Raw genomic sequence first — 23206 nt, forward strand, 5'->3', positions numbered from 1 at the left:
AAAATAAAAATATTTTTAAAAGATGCTTCTTCCCTTCATACACTTAACTTTACTCGATGCTCGGCTAAAAATTAATATACAAAAGGTAATTTTTCCAATAGTCTTTTTGGACATAACGTAAAAAGTTAAGGGAAAAAACCACTTTTCATGTTACATTTTATGACATAATAAGTGCTAATTCGATATTTTCAGCAAAAAATGTTCTAATAAACTTTGAAATCTTCTAATATATTTTCAGTTTTTCTAATATATTTTTGATCTTCTAATAAAACCTCGGCATGTGCTTAAAAAGGTGCAAACTGTTCTAAAATCATCTCTCAACCTTCTAATATCCACCCGCATTTTCTAATATCCACCACAGTTGTGCTAATAAAATTCCAATTACATAAAAAAACAGCCTGCTCCACTTTCCGGAATCAGGCCGTTTTTGCATATTATTTTAGTTATTGCTCGGAAACGCAAATGTCGAAGCAGTCGTTTCCGTTGTCCCCGGCCAGCGCTCGGATACCGTTTTCGTCTTTGTAAAGAATCGCGCCTGATCTGGGCCAAACATATGCCCCTCACCGAAACGAGAGCCTTTAAAGCCGGCAAAGTTATGATAGCCTACCGGGATTGGAATCGGCACATTGACACCAACCATACCTACATCAATTTCCGTTGTAAATTTACGCGCCGCAGCACCATCATTCGTAAAGATCGTTACACCATTTGCTAGCTCCTGATCGTTAATGAAATCAATTGCCTCCGAAAGCGAACCTACGCGCACCACATTTCGAGCAGGTCCGAACACTTCCTGATCGCAAATATCCATCTCCTTTGTCACATTGTCCAATAGCGTCGGACCTACGAAGAAGCCTTCCGAATTTTTCACAATATCCACTTCACGGCCATCATTCACAACCGTTGCACCTTGCTGCTCAGCTAAATCGATTGCCTTTAAAATACTTTCTTTAGACTCCTTCGAAATAACCGGTCCAAAATCCGTACCTTCTTCTGTGTAGCTGCCAACTTTTAATTTACTGATCTTATCTTTTAAAATCGCTACTAATCTATCAGCTGTTTCTTCACCAACCGGCACGATCGTAGAAATCGCCATACAACGCTGAGAAGCCGCGCCGTATGCAGCACCGATAAACGCGTTCGCCACCTGCTCTAAATCCGCGTCCGGCATGACAACCATATTATTTTTCCCGCCACCAAGTGCCGTGACACGCTTACCGTATTTAGCACCGGTTTCGTAAATATATTTTGCTACCGGCGTTGACCCTACAAATGAAATTGCCTGTACAGTTGGGTTTTCCAGAAGCTCATTTACCGCGTCCTTGCTACCGTTTACTACTGTCCAAATACCATCCGGCAAGCCTGCCTTTTTCCATAGCTCACTTACAAATAGTGAAGTCATCGGCACCTTTTCAGAAGCTTTTAAAATAACGGCATTCCCTACAGCAATCGCCATTGACGTTTGCGCCAGCGGTACCATGATCGGGAAGTTAAACGGTGAGATAGCAGCTACGACACCTAAAGGATACTTCGCCGAGTAGGCATTAATTTGACCGCCGACATTGACCGAATACTCCCCCTTCACAAGGTGAGGTGCCCCGATTGCTAGATCAACCGACTCCAATGCTCTCGTTACTTCACCGCGCGCATCCTCCAACGTTTTTCCACTTTCCGTACAAATCGTATCTAATAGCTGATCCATATTTTCTGTAATTAAATATCGGAAGCGCATTAATACTTCAGCTCGCTTCGCAACGGATAAATCTCTCCACGCAGGAAATGCCGCTTTTGCCGCTGCAATCGCTTCACGTGTTTCTTCGGCTGTTGCGATCGGTACTTCAGCAATCACTTCGCCGGTAGACGGATTATAGACCTTTGAATAGCTTCTGCTTTTCCCCTCGACTAATTCTCCATTAATAAAATGCGTTAATCTTTTTACCGAAACTGCTTCTGTCATTATGAATGTCCTCCTCTATTTAATGCTGTTTAATGCCTCTATCAATGTCGTTGCAATAAAGTCCTTTTCCTCTAACGTAATGGAAAGCGGTGGTGAAAGTGTTAATACATTGTTGAAGTCCGCTACTGTCACACCATTTTTACCGATAATGACACCCTTTTGCTTACAATAGCCAATCACCGCATTGACCTTGTTAATATCCAGCGGCGCTTTCGTTTCTTTATCTTCCACAAGCTCAATCCCGATCAATAAACCTTTTCCTCGAATATCCCCAACATAAGGATGATCAATTAAATTTCCCTCTAAAGTTCCCTTGAGCGATTCCCCAAGCAGCGTGGATTGCTCAAATAAATTTTCGCGCTCCATAATTTCAATGTTTTTCAACGCAACCGCACAAGCGACTGGTGAACCTCCGAAAGTATTAACGTGACGTAAAAACTCGTAATCTCCTTCAGCTATAAACTGTTCATAAATTTCACGACGAATCGCAGTTGCCGATAATGGCATATAGGCACTTGTCAGCCCCTTTGCCATCGTAACGATATCCGGCTTAATTCCGTAGTTTTGGAATCCAAATGCTTTCCCAGTTCGCCCAAAGCCGCAAATAACCTCATCAATAATGAGTAACGCGCCGTGCTTTTTGCATACTTCCTGAACACCTTGCAAATAGGCCTCATTCGGTACGATCACCCCACCACCTGTAATAATAGGCTCCATAATGACAGCGGCAACCGTTTCCGACATTTCCCACGTCATTACCTGATCCAAGTTTTTCACACTCGGTAATGTCGTTGGATCTTCACCCTGCATTTCTTCCGGGTTACGATATTGATCAGGTGGTGCTACATGCAAAAAACCTGGAGCAAGTGGCTCATATTTATATTTACGCTGTGCCTGGCCTGTTGCGGCTAAAGCACCCATCGTATTCCCGTGGTATGCACGATAGCGGGAAACAATTTTGTAGCGATTCGTTTCACCTTTTTGCTGATGGTATTGACGCACGACTTTAAATGCGACTTCATTTGCTTCCGAGCCACTGTTGGAGTAGAAAACGACATATTCATCGCCAAGCAGCTCGCTAATTTTTTGGCTAAGTAAGATGGACGGAGTATGCCCATATGTGAGTGGCGTATAGGAATTTTTAAGCATTTGCTCATAGGCTACTTCTGCAATTTCCTTGCGCCCATAACCAATATTCGTACACCATAGCCCTGCCATCGCATCCAAATATTTATTGCCATCGATGTCCGTCAGCCAAGCTCCTTCTGCTCTATCTACAATAAACGTTGCATCCGGGTTATAAGGCTTCATCGAATGCCACACATGCTTTTCGTCATTTGCCTTCCAGTTATACTCTACGTATTGGCTCATGCATTTCCCTCCTAAATTTCAGAACTTACCTCTATTTTCGCTTATCGAACTTATTAGGGCATTATACATTGTGTAAAATGATTTTTTGCATTCACTTCACATTAAGGTAATTAGTCAGTTCTTCATTCGTTGGTGGAAATCACGTTCTTATAGAGCTGCACCCCGTCTAATTGTGCGACACGCAAATACTTAGGTGACTTTCATCCCCTCATAATAATTATGCTTTGTCATCAATAACATGAGTTCTATACATAAACGATTTTCGTAATTCATAAAATCATTGCCAATAATTTGTTCCACCTTTTCAAGACGGTGATAAAGCGTTTGACGCACAATAAATAATTTTTCGGCCGTTTCCTTTTTCAATCCGTTACACTGAAAATATATATCCAATGTTTGAATTAAATTCGTGTTGTGCTTACTGTCATACTGACTGAGCTTCTCAATCTTTTCCTTAGCCGCCTGCATGAGACTATTGTTATTTTGCAGAACCTTTACCATATGATAAAGCAGTAGCTCATCATAGAAATAGGAAAGCTCCATATTCGTCATCCGTATTTGAAGCGTCTCCTGCGCAGTTTGATAGCTTTCCTTCAATTCATTGTAATGAGAAACATATTTCCCTACCGCAATGAGCGTATCTAGTCTGTACTGATTGATCAGCTCATTCATCGCTCGCTTCATACGTTCTTTATACGTATCTTCCGGCCCCAAATCATTCAATATAAAAATCAAATACTGGGACTGCTCTACGATAAATGTATAAAAGCCTTCCTTTTGCAAAGCCTGCCGAAGATTGATTTTATAATTCGTCAAATCCTTTATAATATTTTTTCTTCTCATTTGATGAATCATAACCATCCAGCCGTTTTGCTTTAGCTTTTGGTCCGATTCTTCAATAAAATAACGCATTTCATCATCACTGTTTTTACCTTCCAGCCACTTTTCAAAAAATTTACGGTTTTCACTTTCAAGCTTTTCCTCAATATATAAATCCCTTAAAACAAACTGAGACAATGTAACGACTGTCCGATCCAAAATAAGCAAATCCAATTCAGTAATTTCCCTTTTCTCGGAATAAATATGAACGGTACCGTACACTTGATCAAATAACGTCATTTCAAGGCTCGCCTTATTTTTACTGTTCAGGCTATTGATGAAATCTTTATAATTTTCAATCTTTTTATCTGGGATTGCGAGACTTGTCCCTTTATTCACTTCAAAATAAGTATTCACGTTTAAATATTTTTGCATGTACTGGAGAATCTTCGCTTTGTCATTCACCTTTAAAACGTAGTTGTTTATTTTTTGGGAATAATCCTCCAGCTGCCTCAGTATATCGTATTGCTGATGGATAATCGCTGTATGCAAATCCTGCGTAATCCCGATAAATGGCACGATTTCCTGAAACACAATGAGCGGAAAATCCAGACTATTCGCTAAATTAACAACACTTTCCGGTACGACCTGAATATACATACCAAGTTCGATACACAGTCCCGCAACTTCCAAATCGCTAAGCTGCTGGACAAAGTTTAAAAAACCTTGCTCGTTATCCTTTAAAATAACGCCTGTTGTCAAAATGAGCTCATTACCTGTTATTAACTGCTTCACATCGATAACTTCCAATATATGTATCCATTTTATCGCATGATTTAACCCTGATTGACCTGCAACAACTTTGGCAGATTCAAAGTATTTTCGATTTAAAACTTCTTTTACAGTTATCATAGGCAGCCTCCTCTAATTAACAAATCGTCCATACAATTATTGTATCATTTTACATTAGGTATATATTAATTTGTTATATGAAAATGCTAATGTATATATATTAATGGATTAAAGGGGGACTCCTAATGTTAAAAACGAATCGTGAACGACTTAAAAATAGTATTGATTTATACAGTAAATTTGGAGCTACTGAAAATAATGGTGTCACACGTTTAAGCCTTTCAAAAGAGGATATCCTTGCTCGCAACCAATTGAAGGAAACTTGCGAACAGCTTGGAATGACTGTCATAACAGATGATATGGGGACAATGTATGCCACACTTCCTGGCAAACCTGACCATTTACCGATTGTGATGGGTTCTCATTTGGATTCCGTTATTAAAGGTGGACGCTTTGATGGCGTTTTAGGCGTTTTAACAGCTTTAGAAGCCGTCCAAACGATCATTGATGCAGGCCTTGAAATGAATCACCCTCTAACAATCGTCAACTTCACAAACGAGGAAGGCGCACGCTTTGAGCCTTCATTAATGGCTTCCGGTGTTCTTTCAGGAAAATTCGAAAAAGAAAAGATGCTAGCATCCACTGATGTAGAAGGCATTACATTTGAACAGGCCTTAAAAGAAAGCGGCTATGAAGGTGATATCGCAAACCGGTTAACGGATGCACACGCCTATTTAGAGCTTCATATCGAGCAAGGCCCCGTACTGGAACATTATGAAAAGGAAATCGGCGTCGTCGAAGGTGTTCTTGGTATGATCTGTTATGACATCACATTAACTGGCGAATCGAATCATGCCGGTACAACCCCTATTTCAATGCGGAAAGATAGTATGTTTGCCGCAATGCAAATTATTTCAATCCTTCAAAATAAACTAAAACAGCTACCTGATGATCTTGTTTATACAATCGGGCGCATCAATGCCTACCCGAATATTCATACGGTCATTCCAAATAAAGTAACATTCTCGTTAGAATCCCGCCATCAAGACCCTTCAGTGATCGGGCAAGTAGAACAAATCATTTTCGATCTGCCAAAGGAAATAGAAAACTGCCAACTTAGTTATACGAAGCTATGGAGCCGCGATACGGTTCATTTCGCACCGGAAGTAATACACGCCGTAGCAGCAAGCGTAAATGAATTAGGATATTCAAGCCAACAAATGTATAGTGGCGCCGGTCATGATGCACAATTTATTGCCGGATATATTCCATCCACAATGATTTTCGTACCGAGTAAAAACGGCTATAGCCACCGTGAAGATGAGTATACTTCTTATGAAGAATGCTCAAAAGGTGCGGACGTTCTTGTAAATGCCGTTTTAAAAATCGCAGAAAGTGCAGTTTTACCCGTGAAGTCCGCTAGTATGAACTAACGAGAAGAGGCTAAACTAACGCCTCTCTCCAATCTGCTTTTAAACTAATATCAAGCAGGGCCTTATGCATTGTTTTCACCTAGTAATAAATAGATTAGCCCTCCCCTTCTTATTTAGGAAATCATACTATATGGTAACTATTAAAAAGAAGGGAGATAAAAGTAATGAGACGCCCTGCATTTGGTTTTTGTTACCCTGGTTACCGATACTGCGGACCAGGCTGTTCCGGTCCCGGTGCACCAACAAATGCAGTAGATAACTGCTGTCTGCACCATGATGCATGCTATTACTACGGATATGATAAACGCTACTGCGATGCGATATTTCAACAATGTTTAAGTCAATACAAATATGCTCCCACTAAAATGGGCAGAGACGCAAGACTATTCTCTAAAGCCATCCATGTTAAAAATAATCTTTTATAGTGTTAAAAAAGAGTGGGCAGCAAAAAATTGATTTCCATTCCGGGGACGCTTTCCACGGGCGTGGCCTGAGCCTGTAGTCTCAGGCGTCACGCTATTCCCGTAGGAGTCGCCCCTCCATTCCAATCAATTTCATAAAGTATCCACTACCAATAAGTTTCTTTCCTATCTACTAAAGTTTCTACATCTGTTCAAGCCATTCAACTTGTAACCATCAATCAAAAAACTGCCTTGCATATGTATGCAAGGCAGCCATGTTTTTTAGTCGATTTTTTGGCCTGTAATTTCTTCAAGCTTACCATTCTCTTTAATCTTCGCAAGACCTTCATTTAAAAGATTAAGTAACTCTGTATTCCCCTTTTTCACCATAAAGCCGTAATATTCCTTTTCAAACTGATCTGATTCAATTGCTTTTAAGCCTGAGTCAGGATTGTTTTTTAAGTACTCAATTACTACAGCATTATCACCGATTGCAGCCGCTGTTGCCCCATTGATTACTTCCTGGAAGGCAATTGGTTGGTTTTCATAAGCTAAAATTTTCGAGCTAGTCATACCTTGCAGTTTTTTCGCCGCTTCATGACCTGTTGTATTAATTTGTACAGAGATTTTCTCATCCTTTAATTCATCCAATGTCGTAATTGGTGAATCTTCTTTTACGACAATCATTAATGTCGCTTCGTAATAAGGATCTGTAAAATCAAATGTTTGTTTACGCTCATCTGTAATCGTAATGCCTGATGCCCCTAAATCCAACTCACCATTCTTTAACTGTTGGAATACCGGCTCCCAACCTACATTTCTAAATTCGATTTCCGAACCCATCTCTTCACCGATTGCGTTCATAATATCAACGTCAATTCCGACAATTTCCCCTTTGTCATTCATCGATTCAAACGGAGCAAAAGTAGCTTCCGTGCCGACTAATAGTTTGGAAAATTTACCTTCCGCATCTGCACCGGAAGTTTCTTTATCCCCAGTACCACATGCAGTTAAAACTAATGATAATGCCACAAGCAGCATCATTGTTAACCATTTCTTATTCGACATTGTAAATCCCCCTATACATTTTATGTTATAATTATACATTTATTGAATATAGTAATACAACATTTATTTCGAATTTTCCGATATTTTATATTAAAAAAACTATCTTCAACTATATTTTAATATAGTAAAAGATAGCTTTTTTCTATCTCTATAATACTTTCCCTAAAAACGCCTTCGTACGTTCATTTTGAGGATTGCCGAATACTTCTTCCGGATGGCCCTGTTCTACAATATAGCCACCATCCATAAACAGTACGCGGTCACCAACTTCACGCGCAAAGCCCATTTCATGTGTGACAACTACCATCGTCATCCCTTCTTTGGCAAGGTTTTTCATTACTTCTAAAACCTCTTTAACCATTTCAGGGTCGAGCGCTGATGTTGGCTCGTCAAATAGCATCACTTTTGGCTTCATTGCTAAAGCACGTGCAATGGCAACACGCTGTTGTTGCCCACCTGATAATTGCTGCGGGTAATTATCCGCTTTTTCACGCAACCCAACTTTATCAAGTAGCTCCATTGCCAATTTCTCGGCATCTTGTTTATTTAAGTTGCGAATTTGCATCGGAGCCATCGTAATATTATCAATAACCGACATGTGCGGGAATAAGTTAAACTGCTGGAATACCATCCCTACTTCTGTTCGGATATCGTTGATGTTTGTTTTCGGATCATTAATTTTGACACCATTAATATAAATCGCGCCATCTGTTACTTCTTCCAGTAAATTCATGCAACGGAGGAAAGTCGATTTACCAGATCCGGATGGACCGATCACACACACAACTTCCTTTTCATGAACTTCATAATCAATACCCTTTAACACTTCGAGCTTGCCAAAATGCTTGTGTAAGTTTTCTACTTTAATCATTTACGCGCGCTCCTTTTTCTTACGTGGGTTGTAATTGATATCGACCCGCTTTTCGATAAATGCGATGAGCTTCGTTACGGCGTACGTTAATACAAGATATAAGAACGCTGCAAATAAATATGGCTCCCAGAAACGCTGATACGTTCCGGCAACGACTTTACTCACGTATAATATTTCTGCACCGGCAATAACCGTTACAAGCGATGAATCTTTTAATAAGGCAATAAACTCATTCCCCAGTGGTGGAATCATACGACGGAATGCTTGAGGTAAAATGACTTTGCGCATCGCCTGACTATGCGTTAAACCTAATGACCTTGCTGCTTCCATTTGCCCTTTATCGATTGATTGAATCCCTGCACGGAAAATTTCCGCATTGTATGCCGCGCTATTTAAAATTAATCCTACGATACCCGATACCCACCAACCTTGTGATGAACCAAAAATAGTTGGAATAACAGCTAAGTGAATTAATAATAATTGCACTAGCAATGGTGTACCACGGAATACGTCTACATAAATTTTAGCCGGCCAGTAAATTAATTTCTTTTTCGAAACTTGGCCTAACCCTAATAGTAGACCGAAAATGATACCACCAATATAACCACATGCGGTTAGAACAATGGTTGCCCAAAGTCCTTTTGCATATAGTTCACGGTAGTTCCAGATAATTTCCCAACGGAAAAAATCAAAAAACTCCATCTGAAACCCTCCAATAAATTAAAAATAGCTTATTCGATTTCTGTACCCGTAATTTCAGCTAATTTTCCGTTAGCCTTAATTTTGTCCAGACCTTCATTTAAAATATTTAATAGCTCTGTATTACCTTTTTTCACCATGAAACCAAAGTAATCTTTTTCAAATGAATCGTCTTCAATCGCTTTTAAACCAGAATCCGGATTTTTCTCCAAGTATTCTAAAATAACCGCATTATCACCGATCGCCGCATCTGAAGCACCTGTTAATACTTCTGTTAGTGCAATTGAAAAGTTTTCATAAGCTAAAATTTTTGAACTTGAAACGCCTTGTAAGTCCTGTGCTGCTTTGTGACCTGTTGTATTAATCTGTACAGAGATTTTTTTGTCTTTAATATCCTCTAATGATTCAATTGAAGAATCTTCTTTTGTCACGATTAATAATGTCGCCTCATAGTACGGATCTGTGAAATCATATGATTGCTTACGCTCATCTGTAATCGTAATTGCTGCTGCACCCATATCGATCTCACCATTTGTCACTTGGCTCATCATTGAGTCCCAGCCAACATTTTTAACTTCTGTTTCGACACCCATCTCTTCACCAATTGCGGCTAAAATATCAGCATCTAAACCTACTACATTTCCTTTATCATCTAAATACTCAAAAGGAGCATATGTCGCTTCTGTACCTGCTACGATTTTTGTATATTCTTTATCCCCTGTAGATGTTTTCTCATCTGCTCCACATGCTGTTAAAATCATTGAAGCTGCTGCTAAAGGGGCTGCCCATTTAAGTAATTTTCTAGCGTTCATTATAAATATCCTCCTGGAGTTTTTAATTTTTTAATTAATATCTTGTTCAATTATATTAATTCCCCAATTAATATACAACATTTAATTTTTAAAAAATTGATTATTATTGCAGTATGATGAATTTTTATAACAAAAATGATAAGAAATCTTCATATCTTTTAATATTTATTCATTAAATTATTATACAATTATTGTTTTTAAATCTTCTTTATACGATGAGTTCTGTATTTTTATTCTCTCTTTTTTAAAAATTTGGATTCATTACCATAACATGTGATTGCCAGCGACCTCCTGAAATAAGAGAAGACTTTACCGTTATTTGAATGATGAAGTACATTTTTTGAATAAATAAGGGAACGTTTTACCGTTATTTTAAATAAAATTCCGAAATTCCATGTTTTTTAGGCCAATAACGGAAATCTCTCCCGTTATTTTCGCAATTTTTTATATCATTTTCTAAATAAAGGAAATTCCTTCCGCTATTTATTTCATGATGCAATTCAATCTCCCTCTCCCATCACCTTTTGTCATCCCCAATTCAAGGTGATAAACCCAAACTAGGGTATAAAAAAAGACTACTTCACGGGATTCCCGTAAGTAGTCTTGGTTTAAGAATGAACGAAGGATAAAAGGAACCGGTACAGTGATTCCTTCTATCCTACTAAAAAATCCATCCTCCATTGTAGAGCAATAACGATTATGCTATTTTTCTACAATTGATATAGAAAAGTATATGAAAACAGTAAAATGGCGTCCTATTGGACATGATAATATAGTATCGCTTAAACATAACCTTTAATAATTTACTAATTATCTTCTCTTTTTTCAAGTCTAAATTATAAATTTCATTTAAAGAATTTAAATATTTTTTAAAAGTGCGTTTAAATTATACAGAATTCGGAAATTTATAGTATAGTGCCTAAAACGAATGTTAAATAATGGAATTAAAATGCTTATCATCCTATTAAAGAACGCTAATACTTAATTATTCGCAAATAAAAAAAGACGCCCTCGGAGGGAATCGAACCCCCAGCCTCAGAACCGGAATCTGAAGTGTTATCCATTACACCACGAGGACATATTAATAAGTAAAATAAGTATATGTTCAACTTTTCCCATTATACAGATGGTACGCCAGATTTTCAATAGCAAAAGTCAGAGTTTATATTTGACCATAACTGACTAATACGTGTATGATAGGTTTACAGCTGAAATGATTTCCATTTTTCAGCATAAGAATGCGAATAAAAGCTTTAACAAAGGGAGGATTATTCAATGAACTTAATTCCTACAGTTATTGAACAAACAAATCGCGGGGAACGTGCATATGACATTTATTCACGTTTATTAAAAGACCGCATCATCTTATTAGGTAGCGGAATCGATGACAACGTAGCAAACTCAATCGTTGCACAGCTACTATTTTTAGAAGCAGAAGATCCAGATAAAGATATCTACCTATACATCAACTCACCAGGTGGTTCTATCACATCGGGTATGGCTATTTACGATACGATGAACTTCATCAAGCCGGATGTTTCAACAATTTGTATCGGTATGGCAGCATCAATGGGTGCCTTCTTACTTTCTGCTGGCGCAAAAGGTAAACGAATTGCATTACCGAATGCAGAAGTAATGATTCACCAACCACTTGGCGGTGCACAAGGTCAAGCAACTGAAATCGAAATCGCAGCAAAACGTATTTTACATTTACGCGAAAAATTAAACCGCATCATGGCTGAGAACACTGGCCAAGAATACGAAACATTAGCGCGCGACACAGATCGTGATAACTTCATGACTGCAAAGCAAGCATTAGATTATGGTCTTATCGACAAAATCTATGAGCGTAACCAATTAAATAAATAATGTACGATGAAGCATGCAGGAGTTAATCCTGTGTGCTTTTTTTAATGCAACGTTTTATTCGCCACTCGCTCTATTTTAATAGCCAAAAACCTAAATTTATTCGTCAATTCAATAACGATAATCGCCACAAAGAAAAATTTATTCGTCAATCTCCTTCAATTAATCGCCACTCGCCCACAAAAAAAATAAAGCACAACCCGTTCATCCTGTGAATTGGTTGTGCTTTTCAAGTTAGTTTGCTTTTTCGATTAAAAGCTGGAGAGCATTAATGGCTTTTTCTTCATCGTGACCATCAGCACATAATGTGACAACTGTACCTTTAGCCACAGCTAAGCTCATAATCCCCATGATCGACTTTGCATTAACTTTTTTCGTATCCTTTTGTAAAAAAACGTCTGCTTTAAAACGATTTGCTTCTTGTACGAATAATGCAGCTTGTCTTGCCTGTAAGCCAGATTTCAGCTTTACTTCTACTTGTTTTTCGATCATCTTGATATACTCCCTTTCACAACCGTTCATCGCTACTTTTATCTATCTTATCGGAATTATTCGAAAAGAACAATAATAGATTCCGGTACACATGAAATCGTTACCATTATTACCTATACATTAGCATAAATGTACTTAAATCGTAAGTTTCATTCCAAAATTCTACGTAGCCAATGCCACTAAATTTTTTCACCACGTCTGAGGGCCTCCGCTATATCATCGATTTTACGTAAACGATGATTAACGCCTGATTTACTTACAACGCCTGTTGAGACCATCTCTCCAAGCTCTTTTAATGTGACATCCTGATATTCGACTCGAAGACGGGCAATTTCCCGTAATTTTTCGGGCAATTGATCAAGTCCCACTGCATTATCGATATAGCGGATATTTTCAACTTGCCGCAGTGCCGCGCCAATTGTTTTATTTAAGTTAGCCGTTTCACAGTTGACGATACGATTTACACTGTTACGCATATCTCTTATGATTCGTACATCTTCAAACTTTAGCATTGCCTGTACAGCACCGACTAAATTCATAAAATCCGAAATTTTTTCTGCTTCTTTTAAATAAGTAACATAGCCTTTTTTTCGTTCGATTGTTTTTGCATTGAGATCATAGCGATTCATTAGCTGTGCCAACGCTTCCCCGTGCTCCTTATATAAAGAATAGATTTCCAAATGATAAGAGGAAGTCTCCGGGTTATTAACTGATCCGCCTGCTAAAAATGCCCCACGTAAATAGGCACGGCGCTCACTGTTTCGCGGAATGATCGATTTTGAAATCGTATGATTAAATTCAAAAGAATTCGATACAATTTCTAAATCATCCAATATTTCACGGGCACCTTCCCGAACACGGCATATGTACACATTATTCTTTTTCAGGCGCATTTTTTTTCGCACAAGAAGCTCTACATTATATGGATAGAGCCTTTTTACAATGATATATAGTCGACGTGCTATAGCTGCATTCTCTGTTTGAACATCTAAGCTTATTTGACGATTCGCAAAGCTTAACGAACCATTCATTCGTATAAGGGCGGACACTTCAGCCTTCAAACAACTGTCATCCGCTTCAACCTGTGTCAGTTCCTTTTTTGTTTCAGATGCAAATGACATTATGTGCTCCCCCTTTCCTAGCAAACTATGTAGTGATTACAAGTAATATTACTTCATTGTTTGTTGTTTTAGTATTGTATATTCACACAGCCAATCCGCTAAATTACTCGCATCATGACGTACTGTCCCATTTTGGATAAGTGCAATTTCCTTTTGAATAATATTAATGCCCATCTCTTTTATTCTATCTATATCAAATTTTACGGGCTCGGCATTTTCTTCACGATAGTTTTCATAAACTGACGACGGAAGCTCTTTTTCATTAATCAGTATCGATTGAATGAACGGTTCCCCTACATGCGCATGAATGGCCTCAATATGCTGTGAGGCTGTATATTGACCTGTCTCACCTTGCTGGGTCATTAAATTAGCAATATAGATTTTCTCACCCTTTGCACGAATTACCGCCTGGCCAATTCCTTTAACTAATAAGTTCGGAATGATGCTCGTATAAAGACTGCCTGGTCCAATCAAAATAAAATCCGCGCGTTCAATTGCGTGAACAGCAGCTGGCAACGGTTTTAAATTGCTCGGCTCTAAATACACACGCTTAATTGGTGCATGGCCAGACGGGATTTTCGATTCCCCGATAATGTCTGAACCATCCATTAATTCAGCATGTAATGTCACTTTTTTATTTGCAGCAGGAATGACTTTTCCGTGCACATTCAGAACTTTACTCATTTCTGCAATGGCATGGTTAAAATCACCTGTAATTTCCGTTAAAGCTGTTAGCATTAAATTGCCTAAAGAATGTCCGTCAAGGTCATTGGATTGCGAAAAGCGATATTGAAACATTTGCTCAACTAAAGGCTCTACATCCGACAATGCTGCAATCACATTCCGCACATCCCCTGGAGGCGGAATATCATAGTCATCTCGTAAACGCCCAGAAGAGCCACCGTCATCTGCTACCGTAACGATGGCTGTAATATCAAAAGGATGCTGTTTTAAACCTCGTAATATCGTAGAAAGCCCCGTGCCCCCACCGATTACGACGATACGTGTTCTCTTTTTCTTCATTTAATCAATCCTTTCTATGATTGATATCTCTATGTGAAATGATGACTTGATCATTTTTTGCTAACAGTTTGCCAAAGTATTCAGCGAGTGTTACCGAGCGATGTTGTCCACCTGTACAGCCAAATGCGATTACTAACTGCGACTTTCCTTCACTGCGATAATGTGGAATCATAAACGTAAACAAGTCCGTTAACTTGGCAATGAGCTGCTGTGTTTCTTCTGTTGCAAGCACATAGGAAGAAACCTCTGTCTGAAGACCGGTTTTATGACGCAATTCCTCAACATAATAAGGATTTTTCAAGAAACGTACATCAAACACTAAATCGGCATCGATCGGTAAGCCATGCTTAAAGCCAAATGACATAATATTAAGTGAAAAAGTCGGGCTGCTCATATTTGAAAATTCCTGTGCAATGCGTTCGCGTAATTCCCGGGGTTTCAACTTAGATGTGTTTACAATTGTTTTTGCACGGCCTTTTACCTCAGAAAGTAATTCCCGTTCCTGTTGAATTCCTTCCAATGGTAAGCCTTGTGTTGCAAGTGGGTGTGAACGACGAGATTCTTTATAACGTCGAACTAAAGTGGCATCGTCGGACTCTAAAAATAAAATCCGGAGTAAAATGTCCTCTTCATTCATTAACGCATCGAGCGATTCAATTAACGACCCAAAAAATTCTCTCCCACGTAAATCCATTACGACCGCGATACGTGAAATTTTCTTTTCGGAATCTTTCATTAGTGCTAAAAAAGTAGTCAAAAGTTCCGGTGGTAAATTATCAACACAGTAATAGCCTAAATCTTCAAAGCTTTGAACTGCGACCGTTTTGCCCGCCCCTGACATTCCTGTAATAATAACTAACTCATGTGTAAAGCTCGAACTACCCACTTGTTTCATCTCCTCTAGTTTTGTTCTATCGAGTGTTGAATGGTTTCACTTAATAGCTCAAAATCCTCTGTATATTCAAATGTACCATATTGCATTCCTTGGCTTGCTGTTGCAAATAATAAATTTGTGCGGTCACCTGCTGCCATCGGAAGGTCGTTTAATTGCTCTATTGGATACCAGTCCAAAATGCCTTCACGTGTTTCCACAAACGGTGTTCCTTCTACATCTGTTGCAATAAATGTATAGAGCATCCATTCATCTACGACTGTATCTCCATTTTTTATAACCATTGTATAAATGCCTTTTAAATGAACATTTTCAGGCTTTAAATTCGTTTCTTCCTGAAATTCGCGAACAGCTGATTCATAGATGGATTCTCCCAGCTCCATCTTGCCGCCGGGCGCAACAAACCAACCTCTTCTCGGTTTTTGGAGCAACAGCACTTTGCCATCTTTTATTGCAAGTAAATTTGTAATACGCTGCATACGTAATCACCTCAATTCTTTCATTTGTGGATATCAATTTATGACTTTCAAGATAATCCACATAAAGTACAGATAGCCTCTCACGCTATTGTACGCTAAATTTCTTTTCCTAATGCTTATATTTCTATTATACCTTGTCCCAGGCATTACGTAAAAGTACTCGTACCATTTGTCCCATTAGTAAATAAAGGATTGAGGGCTGAGTATCTATAATTCCGCACAAAAAGAGGTTGTTTCAGCGCAGATCGCGCTTGAAACAACCTAAGGATAAAAATATAAGGGGGTTAAAACAAATTCTACTTTTAGTATACCCTTATTTTGTAACGATATGATTACATTTATGTTAAGGATTTATTGATTTATTTTTTCTTTTATTTCTTCGATGTAATGTTGGGCTGATTGTGCAGCAATACTGCCATCGCCAGTAGCTGTTACAATTTGGCGCAGCATTTTCTCACGGACATCACCCGCTGCATAAATACCCGGAATAGCTGTTTCCATTTTTTCATTTGTTAAAATGTAGCCTGCTTCATTTAAAATATTCAGTGAAGCAAAAGGAGCTGTCAATGGAAGCGTGCCCACATATACGAATACGCCATCTGCCTGCATTTCCTTTTCAGTGCCATCAACCGTTGAAACTAATGTTACTTTCCCTACTTTGCCGTCCACTTCATGAATTTCCTTCACTTGTGTATTCCAGATGAAATCAATTTTTTCATTGGCAAATGCACGATCTTGTATAATCTTTTGAGCACGTAATTTATCACGGCGGTGAACAATTGTTACTTTGTCTGCGAAGCGTGTTAAATAAATACCTTCTTCAACAGCTGAGTCGCCCCCACCGATTACAATTAGGTTCTTTTGTTTAAAGAATGCACCATCACATACAGCACAATAACTTACACCACGACCTCCAAGCTCTGTTTCACCTGGAATGCCTAATTTTTTATATTCTGCACCTGTTGTAATAATTATTGTACGTGTTTTGTATTGTTTTTTCCCTGAAACGATAATTTTATATTCTTCACCATCGATTACTTCGGAAACATCACCGTAAGCATATTCTGCACCGAACTTTTTCGCGTGCTCGAACATTTTTGTAGATAGCTCTGGTCCTAAAATTGTATCGAAACCTGGGTAGTTTTCCACTTCTTCAGTACTAGCCATTTGACCACCAGGAATACCACGTTCAATCATTAATGTTGCTAAGTTTGCGCGTGATGCATAAACCGCAGCCGTCATACCTGCCGGACCTGCTCCGATAATTACTACATCATAAATTTTTTCTTCAGACATGTTGATCCTCCTCTTGCGTATACCATTACGATATTTTTATCGTATAAGATTGCTTGGATAAATACAAATATACTGCCCTATTCAAAGTCAGCCGGTATGAATTCGTACAATTCATCACTATACTTCGTTAATGTCGCAGTTGTAATACCGTATTTGCCTGCAATCGCCTTTTTCGTTATCTTTTTTTCAAGTGCGATGTTATATGAATATTCAACCGCAGCAGCCAATGCAGCACTATTTTTAAACGCATACCCTTGCTGGAAAGCGATTTCGCCTAGTGCAAACCACGTGCTTAATATTTGTGCTACTTCAAGTGAAATCGATTCATTTTTTTCTGTTATAAGTTCCGCCACTTCCATAAAACGTAAAAAGTGCTTTTCCTCATTACTTTTTTTATCGAAATCATATTCAAGGGCATAGGCCAGACATAGTTTTTCCAAGTCCGAAAAACTAGCAACATTTAAAATAGTAGGATGTGCTACAATCTCCTGCTTATACGCAGAACGCTTTAATAGAAAAAGTCCGAATAACCGGCTTGATTCATGCTCATCCGATAATTGGCGAATAATGAATTCCCGATGATTTTCAGCCGAGTTACCGAAAATCGTTCCTTCATTACTTTTCCATGGCTCCATACCTTCTTTTGAAGGGTCCAACTGAATCAGCAATTTCCATGATTCATTGGCTACTGCTTCATGTCCTGTAAAGTAGGCTGATTGGGCAAGCCAAAAATAAAAGCCTGGATCCCCTTCATATCCCTTTTTACTCATTGAACGCAGCCATTTATACGCTTCATCATATTGACCGATCAATGCCAATGTTGCACCTAGCTTATAGCGATTATCCCATTCAAAAGGTTGGATTTTCTTTAATATTGAAAGGAGATTCTCAAGCTCTTCTGTGTTTCTCTCATAATAGGCAAACACCGCTAAGTTACACATTGCATGGAGATTCCCCGTGTTTTCACGCAACACTTTATATAAAAGTGCGCGCGCCTGTTCAGCATCGCCAACATAAAAATAGGCTAACGCCAAGTTATTGTACGCATTCCACAAATCCGGGTATTCCTCAATAATTTGCTCCAACATTTCAATTGCAGCTTGGAAATCCCCTTGTTCCATGTGACGACGAGCTTTTTCCTGCGCTACATGCTTTGCCCCTTCAAATTCGTCCATATCATCCATCTCTTCGCCTACATAGTCGACAAATTCCAATATTTCAGAAGCATCCTCTAGGTAAGCACCATTAGGTTCCATTTCCAAATAGCGGGCTGCGTACTTTTGTGCATCAGCAATATGTCCGATACAGCCTGAAACTTCTGCCATCATAAATATAATTTCGGATTCATCCGGCTCTAAACTATAAGCGGTATGGATCAATTCATAGGCATGCTCAAAGTTTTGCAATTCCATTTCTAAAATGCCATATTGCAATAACACGTGCGCGTCATCCGGACTTAAATCTGCTGCTCGCTTAATAAACTTATAGGCTTTATCCATTTCATCCCGCTCAATTGCTTTTAATGCTACGCTATAATAATAATCACCATTCGGAACAAACGACACGACATTTGATGCATTTGCTTTTAAACGTTTATTTTCCAATAAAATTCCTCCGAGTCATTTCCGTTCAATACCTTTATATAATTCAATACGAAGTGTATCGTATGCTCAATTGTAGTAAAATACGCCTCGGCATCAGTACATCCTCTAATAGGAAGTAGACAACCATCCGAAGTTTTTATTTCGTTCAGCAGCCTTTTGACAACTACTGAGAAATAAACAAAGAAATAAGGAACGCACAAGTGTCGTCCCTTAATCAATTCTTTCCATTATAGCATATGTAGCAAATATGTACTTAAATCATGTTTGCAAACAACGGAAATTCTCTTGTGATTATTGCTTCTTACCTTCATGTCTTTTTTGTAGGACATCAAGCACTTCATATACATCCACTTTTTGTTCTTGAAGTAACACAAGCAAGTGATAAAGAAGGTCAGCGGATTCCCATTTCACTTCTTCCTTGTCACGGTTTTTCGCCCCGATTACTACCTCTGTTGCCTCTTCGCCAACTTTTTTACAGATTTTATCGATACCTTTATCGAATAAATACGTCGTGTACGCCCCTTCAGGCATATCGATTTCACGCTGTTTAATTACTTCCACAAGCTGCGGTAAAATTGCTACAGTACCAGGTCGTTCGTTTTCTACCAAGCTTTCTGTAAAGCAAGATGTTGTACCATTATGGCAAGCTGGGCCCGCAGGAACAACTTCAACTACTAATGCATCTTGATCACAATCTGTTTTAATTGAAACAACCTTTTGTGTATTACCACTTGTAGCCCCTTTATGCCATAGCTCCTGGCGAGAACGAGAGTAAAACCAAGTTTCATTCGTTTCAATTGTTTTTTGTAGGGATTCCTCATTCATATAAGCAACCGTTAATACTTCTTTTGATCGGGCATCCTGTACTACTGCTGTAATTAGCCCTTGTTCATTAAATTTAACATTCATCGTACACGTACCCCTTTTTCTTTTAAGTAGCTTTTCACTTCTGCTACGCTCGTTTCTTTATAGTGGAAAATGCTCGCAGCAAGTGCGGCATCTGTATCAACATCCTGCAGGACTTCACGGAAATGTTCAGCATTACCCGCACCGCCACTTGCAATAACCGGTACTGTAACCGCATCACGAACGGCCTTCGTTAACGCTAAATCAAAACCAGATTTCTCACCGTCTTGGTTCATCGATGTAAGTAGAATTTCCCCTGCACCTAGTTTTACCGCTTCTTTTGCCCAATCGATAGCTTTCCATGAAGTTTTGTTACGGCCACCGTGTGTATACACCATCCATGTACCGTCTTCTTCGGAATATCTCGCATCAATCGCACAAACGATGCACTGTGCACCAAAGTAATCCGCGCCTTCTTTTATAAGCTCTGGACGCTCTAAAGCAGATGTATTAACCGACACTTTATCTGCACCGGCACGTAAAATCCGTTTCATATCTTCAATAGTACGAATGCCGCCACCTACAGTAAAAGGAATGGCTAACGCTGATGCTGTTTGACGGACAACATCGACCATCGTTTCACGTCCTTCATGTGAAGCCGAAATATCTAAAAATACGAGCTCATCCGCACCTTGCTCATCATAAAATTTTGCTAATTCTACCGGATCGCCTGCATCTTTCAGTTCAACAAATTGTATCCCTTTTACTACGCGTCCTTCTTTTACATCTAAACATGGAATAATGCGCTTCGTTAACATACGCCTTCTTTCACTCCTTCTGCCCAAGCCGTCAACAAGTGCATACCAAACGGTCCTGACTTCTCCGGATGGAACTGCATACCTGTAAAATTGTTCTTTGCCACAATCCCAGGCACTTGTATATGTTCATAGTCTGCCGAAGCAACCCGTTCCTTCTCATCCAATCCACTCGCATAAAATGAATGGACAAAATATACATGGCGTGCTGCAGGCAGGTTATCTCTATCCAGCCAGCTTGGCGTATGCTGCAATGTTAAGTCATTCCATCCCATATGCGGAATGCGGGAAACTCCTTCAAAACGTTGAATACGCCCTTTAAAAATACCTAGCCCTTCCGTTACAGCTACTTCATCACTTTCTTCGAACAATAACTGCATTCCTAAGCAAATTCCGAGTAACGGCTTTTTCGTATTGCGAATGAAATCAATTAAACCCTTTTCCTTTAAACGCTTCATTGCATCTGGAAAGGCACCAACACCTGGCAAAACATAAGCATCTGCTGTTTCCAGTTCCGCTTTGTCATTTGACACAATGACTTCAACATTAAGTCGCTTCAACGCCTGCTCAACACTGAATAAATTACCCATTCCATAATCAATTACACCAATTTTCACGTTAACAGCCCCTTTGTTGATGGCACGCCTTTCACACGCGGGTCAATTTGAACCGCTTGATCTAAGGCACGTGCTAATGCTTTAAAAACTGCTTCAATAATATGGTGTGTATTATGTCCATAAGGAACGAGGACATGTAAATTAATGCGCGCCTCTAACGCAAACTTCCATAAAAACTCATGCACAAGTTCTGTATCAAATGACCCTACCTTGGCATTAAGTTCAGGTGTAATACGGTATTCCAAGTGCGGACGGTTCGAACAATCCACCACAACCTGTGCCAATGCATCATCCATCGGTACAAATGCAGTTCCGTAACGTTTGATCCCTTTTTTATCGCCCAATGCTTCACGGAATACTTGACCTAATACGATACCAATATCCTCTGTCGTATGGTGGTCATCTATCCAAGTGTCGCCATTTGCAATAATTTTCCCGTCAAATAACCCGTGCTTTATAAACAAATCCAGCATATGGTCCATAAAACCGACACCTGTTTTTATTTCAGCTTGCCCAGATCCATCTATATTAAGCTCTACTGCAATTTTTGTTTCATTTGTATTTCGTTCGATTTTCGCAAAACGTGTCATTCTTCTTCTCCTTTATCCCAGCCCCGTGATTCTACTGCTCTTGCATGTCCTTCCAACCCTTCAAGTCGTGCAAGACGTGCAATTTTCGGCGAATTTTGTTTCCAAGTTTTTTCGCTGTAATAAACAACGCTCGTTCGTTTAATAAAATCATCCACATTTAACCCACTTGCAAACCGTGCTGTTGAATTTGTAGGTAATACGTGATTCGTACCGGCAAAATAATCGCCCACTGGCTCAGAGCTATAACGCCCGATAAAAATAGCACCCGCATGTGTAATCATTTCCGAAACCTTTTCGGCATTTTCCGTTACAACTTCCAAGTGTTCCGGTGCTAATGAATTCACCGCTCGCACCGCTTCTTTCATCGATTCAGCAACATAAATATGACCAAAGTTTTCGATTGATTTTCTGGCAATTGCTTCACGCGGCAATTTGGATAATTGGATTTCTACCTGGTCTGATACCGCATCTGCCAAATCATCACTCGTCGTAATGAGTACCGCGCAAGCCAGTGCATCATGCTCTGCCTGTGATAAAAGATCTGCCGCAATTTCATCAGCATAGGCAGTTTCATCCGCCAAAACGCAAATTTCAGATGGCCCTGCAATCATATCAATTGCTACTTCGCCAAATACTTCACGTTTTGCTAATGCCACAAATATATTTCCCGGACCCGTAATTTTATCTACTGGTGCTATTGTTTCTGTTCCATATGCTAGTGCCGCAATCGCCTGTGCACCGCCTACTTTATAAATTTCCGTCACACCTAAAATATGGGCTGCCACTAATACAGCATCCGGCAGCTTCCCATCATTTCCTGCTGGTGATGTGATGACAATACGCTTTACCCCTGCAACTTGCGCCGGAATAACATTCATTAAAACAGAAGAAGGATAAGCCGCTGAGCCACCCGGTACATAAAGCCCTACTGCATCTAGGGGTGTAATCCGCTGCCCTAAATACGAACCATCCGCTAACGGCAAGTGAAAGCCACTACGCTTTTGTTCATTATGGTAAAGGCGAATATTATCTGCTGCCTCCTGTAAATCGATATATAATTGCTGATCGAAATTTTTTACAGCCTCAACAATTTCCTGCTCCGAGACACGTAAATTTTCAGGTGCAAAACCGTCCCATTTTTCACTATAATATTTAATTGCCGCATCCCCTTCTGTTCGTACTTGCTGAATTACTTCACGAACGGTTTGCAGCTGCTGCTCGTTGCCTTGCTCGAGTTGGCGTTTTAAAGAAATATCGTCGTTTAAAATTGTTATTTTCATCT

Annotated in this window: 22 protein-coding genes and 1 tRNA gene; 3 read left to right on the forward strand and 20 right to left on the reverse strand. The window is 39.3% G+C overall.

Annotated features, from left to right (window positions below; genetic code table 11):
- Window positions 1-439: 439 nt before the first annotated feature.
- From MHH95_RS00935 to MHH95_RS00945, 3 genes are all read right to left on the reverse strand, one after another.
- Entirely contained in the window at window positions 440-1957 is a 1518-nt protein-coding gene (locus tag MHH95_RS00935) for a CoA-acylating methylmalonate-semialdehyde dehydrogenase (RefSeq protein ID WP_340726095.1), read from the reverse strand.
- A gap of 15 nt (window positions 1958-1972) precedes the next feature.
- The gene (locus MHH95_RS00940; protein ID WP_340726096.1) at window positions 1973-3328 is read right to left on the reverse strand and encodes an aspartate aminotransferase family protein; all 1356 of its coding nucleotides are present in this window, start codon (window positions 3326-3328) and stop codon (window positions 1973-1975) included.
- 189 nt (window positions 3329-3517) lie between these two features.
- Entirely contained in the window at window positions 3518-5059 is a 1542-nt protein-coding gene (locus tag MHH95_RS00945) for a PucR family transcriptional regulator (protein WP_340726097.1), read from the reverse strand.
- Window positions 5060-5184: 125 nt separating this feature from the next.
- On the opposite strand from MHH95_RS00945, the gene MHH95_RS00950 reads away from it, so the two are divergent.
- Together MHH95_RS00950 and MHH95_RS00955 are read left to right on the forward strand one after the other, a co-directional pair.
- Window positions 5185-6432, forward strand: coding sequence for a Zn-dependent hydrolase (locus tag MHH95_RS00950; RefSeq protein WP_340726098.1), 1248 nt, complete (start codon window positions 5185-5187; stop codon window positions 6430-6432).
- 164 nt (window positions 6433-6596) lie between these two features.
- A complete protein-coding gene (locus MHH95_RS00955) occupies window positions 6597-6857 on the forward strand; it encodes a Parvovirus coat protein VP1-like protein (protein ID WP_340726099.1) in 261 nt (86 codons plus the stop codon).
- 258 nt (window positions 6858-7115) lie between these two features.
- Here the strand turns inward: MHH95_RS00955 and MHH95_RS00960 are convergent, their stop codons facing one another.
- From MHH95_RS00960 to MHH95_RS00980, 5 genes are all read right to left on the reverse strand, one after another.
- Complete coding sequence (locus MHH95_RS00960; protein WP_340726100.1) at window positions 7116-7901, reverse strand: basic amino acid ABC transporter substrate-binding protein; 786 nt, start codon at window positions 7899-7901, stop codon at window positions 7116-7118.
- Window positions 7902-8049: 148 nt separating this feature from the next.
- Window positions 8050-8772 carry an amino acid ABC transporter ATP-binding protein gene (locus MHH95_RS00965; RefSeq protein WP_191699541.1) on the reverse strand — a complete coding sequence of 241 codons (723 nt, stop codon included), beginning with the start codon at window positions 8770-8772 and terminating at the stop codon, window positions 8050-8052.
- Window positions 8773-9474: an amino acid ABC transporter permease gene (locus MHH95_RS00970; RefSeq protein WP_340726101.1), complete on the reverse strand. Its 702-nt coding sequence runs from the start codon at window positions 9472-9474 to the stop codon at window positions 8773-8775.
- Window positions 9475-9503: 29 nt separating this feature from the next.
- Entirely contained in the window at window positions 9504-10283 is a 780-nt protein-coding gene (locus MHH95_RS00975) for a basic amino acid ABC transporter substrate-binding protein (RefSeq protein ID WP_340726102.1), read from the reverse strand.
- 1006 nt (window positions 10284-11289) lie between these two features.
- Window positions 11290-11361, reverse strand: a tRNA-Arg gene (locus MHH95_RS00980).
- A gap of 197 nt (window positions 11362-11558) precedes the next feature.
- Here MHH95_RS00980 and clpP point away from each other — a divergent pair.
- Window positions 11559-12152, forward strand: coding sequence for an ATP-dependent Clp endopeptidase proteolytic subunit ClpP (gene clpP / locus MHH95_RS00985; RefSeq protein ID WP_191699538.1), 594 nt, complete (start codon window positions 11559-11561; stop codon window positions 12150-12152).
- Window positions 12153-12383: 231 nt separating this feature from the next.
- Here clpP and MHH95_RS00990 read toward each other — a convergent pair whose 3' ends face one another.
- The 12 genes from MHH95_RS00990 to hisD form a co-directional block, all read right to left on the reverse strand.
- On the reverse strand, window positions 12384-12641 hold the full coding sequence (locus tag MHH95_RS00990; protein WP_191699537.1) for an HPr family phosphocarrier protein: 258 nt from the start codon (window positions 12639-12641) through the stop codon (window positions 12384-12386).
- A gap of 179 nt (window positions 12642-12820) precedes the next feature.
- Window positions 12821-13762 (reverse strand): DNA-binding protein WhiA, encoded by a 942-nt coding sequence (gene whiA / locus MHH95_RS00995; RefSeq protein ID WP_191699535.1) that lies wholly within the window; start codon window positions 13760-13762, stop codon window positions 12821-12823.
- Between the two features lie 48 nt (window positions 13763-13810).
- Window positions 13811-14785 (reverse strand): gluconeogenesis factor YvcK family protein, encoded by a 975-nt coding sequence (locus tag MHH95_RS01000; RefSeq protein ID WP_340726103.1) that lies wholly within the window; start codon window positions 14783-14785, stop codon window positions 13811-13813.
- A gap of 4 nt (window positions 14786-14789) precedes the next feature.
- Entirely contained in the window at window positions 14790-15680 is an 891-nt protein-coding gene (rapZ, locus tag MHH95_RS01005) for an RNase adapter RapZ (RefSeq protein WP_191699533.1), read from the reverse strand.
- A 5-nt stretch (window positions 15681-15685) separates the two neighbouring features.
- Entirely contained in the window at window positions 15686-16156 is a 471-nt protein-coding gene (locus MHH95_RS01010) for an NUDIX hydrolase (RefSeq protein WP_340726104.1), read from the reverse strand.
- Window positions 16157-16507: 351 nt separating this feature from the next.
- Entirely contained in the window at window positions 16508-17452 is a 945-nt protein-coding gene (gene trxB, locus MHH95_RS01015) for a thioredoxin-disulfide reductase (protein ID WP_340726105.1), read from the reverse strand.
- Window positions 17453-17529: 77 nt separating this feature from the next.
- Window positions 17530-19056, reverse strand: coding sequence for a tetratricopeptide repeat protein (locus MHH95_RS01020; RefSeq protein ID WP_340726106.1), 1527 nt, complete (start codon window positions 19054-19056; stop codon window positions 17530-17532).
- 291 nt (window positions 19057-19347) lie between these two features.
- Window positions 19348-19965 carry a bifunctional phosphoribosyl-AMP cyclohydrolase/phosphoribosyl-ATP diphosphatase HisIE gene (gene hisIE, locus MHH95_RS01025; RefSeq protein WP_340726107.1) on the reverse strand — a complete coding sequence of 206 codons (618 nt, stop codon included), beginning with the start codon at window positions 19963-19965 and terminating at the stop codon, window positions 19348-19350.
- Window positions 19962-20720, reverse strand: coding sequence for an imidazole glycerol phosphate synthase subunit HisF (gene hisF / locus MHH95_RS01030; RefSeq protein WP_340726108.1), 759 nt, complete (start codon window positions 20718-20720; stop codon window positions 19962-19964). Before hisF ends, hisIE begins: the two co-directional genes overlap by 4 nt.
- The gene (gene hisH / locus MHH95_RS01035) at window positions 20714-21334 is read right to left on the reverse strand and encodes an imidazole glycerol phosphate synthase subunit HisH (protein ID WP_340726109.1); all 621 of its coding nucleotides are present in this window, start codon (window positions 21332-21334) and stop codon (window positions 20714-20716) included. The genes hisF and hisH overlap by 7 nt, the downstream gene beginning before the upstream one ends.
- Complete coding sequence (gene hisB / locus MHH95_RS01040) at window positions 21331-21924, reverse strand: imidazoleglycerol-phosphate dehydratase HisB (RefSeq protein WP_340726110.1); 594 nt, start codon at window positions 21922-21924, stop codon at window positions 21331-21333. Before hisB ends, hisH begins: the two co-directional genes overlap by 4 nt.
- Window positions 21921-23204, reverse strand: a complete 1284-nt coding sequence (gene hisD / locus MHH95_RS01045; RefSeq protein WP_340726111.1) for a histidinol dehydrogenase — start codon at window positions 23202-23204, stop codon at window positions 21921-21923. The genes hisB and hisD overlap by 4 nt, the downstream gene beginning before the upstream one ends.
- Window positions 23205-23206 lie beyond the last annotated feature (2 nt).

Origin of the sequence: Solibacillus sp. FSL K6-4121 (genome assembly GCF_038002585.1) — a bacterium.
GTDB lineage: Bacteria > Bacillota > Bacilli > Bacillales_A > Planococcaceae > Solibacillus > Solibacillus faecavium.

What these genes read in the sequence shown, in the direction of transcription:
- MHH95_RS00935 (WP_340726095.1), bottom strand. Translation starts at nt 1,957, where the DNA reads ATGACAGAAGCAGTTTCGGTAAAAAGATTAACGCATTTTATTAATGGA.
- MHH95_RS00940 (WP_340726096.1), bottom strand. Translation starts at nt 3,328, where the DNA reads ATGAGCCAATACGTAGAGTATAACTGGAAGGCAAATGACGAAAAGCAT.
- MHH95_RS00945 (WP_340726097.1), bottom strand. Translation starts at nt 5,059, where the DNA reads ATGATAACTGTAAAAGAAGTTTTAAATCGAAAATACTTTGAATCTGCC.
- MHH95_RS00950 (WP_340726098.1), top strand. Translation starts at nt 5,185, where the DNA reads ATGTTAAAAACGAATCGTGAACGACTTAAAAATAGTATTGATTTATAC.
- MHH95_RS00955 (WP_340726099.1), top strand. Translation starts at nt 6,597, where the DNA reads ATGAGACGCCCTGCATTTGGTTTTTGTTACCCTGGTTACCGATACTGC.
- MHH95_RS00960 (WP_340726100.1), bottom strand. Translation starts at nt 7,901, where the DNA reads ATGTCGAATAAGAAATGGTTAACAATGATGCTGCTTGTGGCATTATCA.
- MHH95_RS00965 (WP_191699541.1), bottom strand. Translation starts at nt 8,772, where the DNA reads ATGATTAAAGTAGAAAACTTACACAAGCATTTTGGCAAGCTCGAAGTG.
- MHH95_RS00970 (WP_340726101.1), bottom strand. Translation starts at nt 9,474, where the DNA reads ATGGAGTTTTTTGATTTTTTCCGTTGGGAAATTATCTGGAACTACCGT.
- MHH95_RS00975 (WP_340726102.1), bottom strand. Translation starts at nt 10,283, where the DNA reads ATGAACGCTAGAAAATTACTTAAATGGGCAGCCCCTTTAGCAGCAGCT.
- clpP (WP_191699538.1), top strand. Translation starts at nt 11,559, where the DNA reads ATGAACTTAATTCCTACAGTTATTGAACAAACAAATCGCGGGGAACGT.
- MHH95_RS00990 (WP_191699537.1), bottom strand. Translation starts at nt 12,641, where the DNA reads ATGATCGAAAAACAAGTAGAAGTAAAGCTGAAATCTGGCTTACAGGCA.
- whiA (WP_191699535.1), bottom strand. Translation starts at nt 13,762, where the DNA reads ATGTCATTTGCATCTGAAACAAAAAAGGAACTGACACAGGTTGAAGCG.
- MHH95_RS01000 (WP_340726103.1), bottom strand. Translation starts at nt 14,785, where the DNA reads ATGAAGAAAAAGAGAACACGTATCGTCGTAATCGGTGGGGGCACGGGG.
- rapZ (WP_191699533.1), bottom strand. Translation starts at nt 15,680, where the DNA reads ATGAAACAAGTGGGTAGTTCGAGCTTTACACATGAGTTAGTTATTATT.
- MHH95_RS01010 (WP_340726104.1), bottom strand. Translation starts at nt 16,156, where the DNA reads ATGCAGCGTATTACAAATTTACTTGCAATAAAAGATGGCAAAGTGCTG.
- trxB (WP_340726105.1), bottom strand. Translation starts at nt 17,452, where the DNA reads ATGTCTGAAGAAAAAATTTATGATGTAGTAATTATCGGAGCAGGTCCG.
- hisIE (WP_340726107.1), bottom strand. Translation starts at nt 19,965, where the DNA reads ATGAATGTTAAATTTAATGAACAAGGGCTAATTACAGCAGTAGTACAG.
- hisF (WP_340726108.1), bottom strand. Translation starts at nt 20,720, where the DNA reads ATGTTAACGAAGCGCATTATTCCATGTTTAGATGTAAAAGAAGGACGC.
- hisB (WP_340726110.1), bottom strand. Translation starts at nt 21,924, where the DNA reads ATGACACGTTTTGCGAAAATCGAACGAAATACAAATGAAACAAAAATT.
- hisD (WP_340726111.1), bottom strand. Translation starts at nt 23,204, where the DNA reads ATGAAAATAACAATTTTAAACGACGATATTTCTTTAAAACGCCAACTC.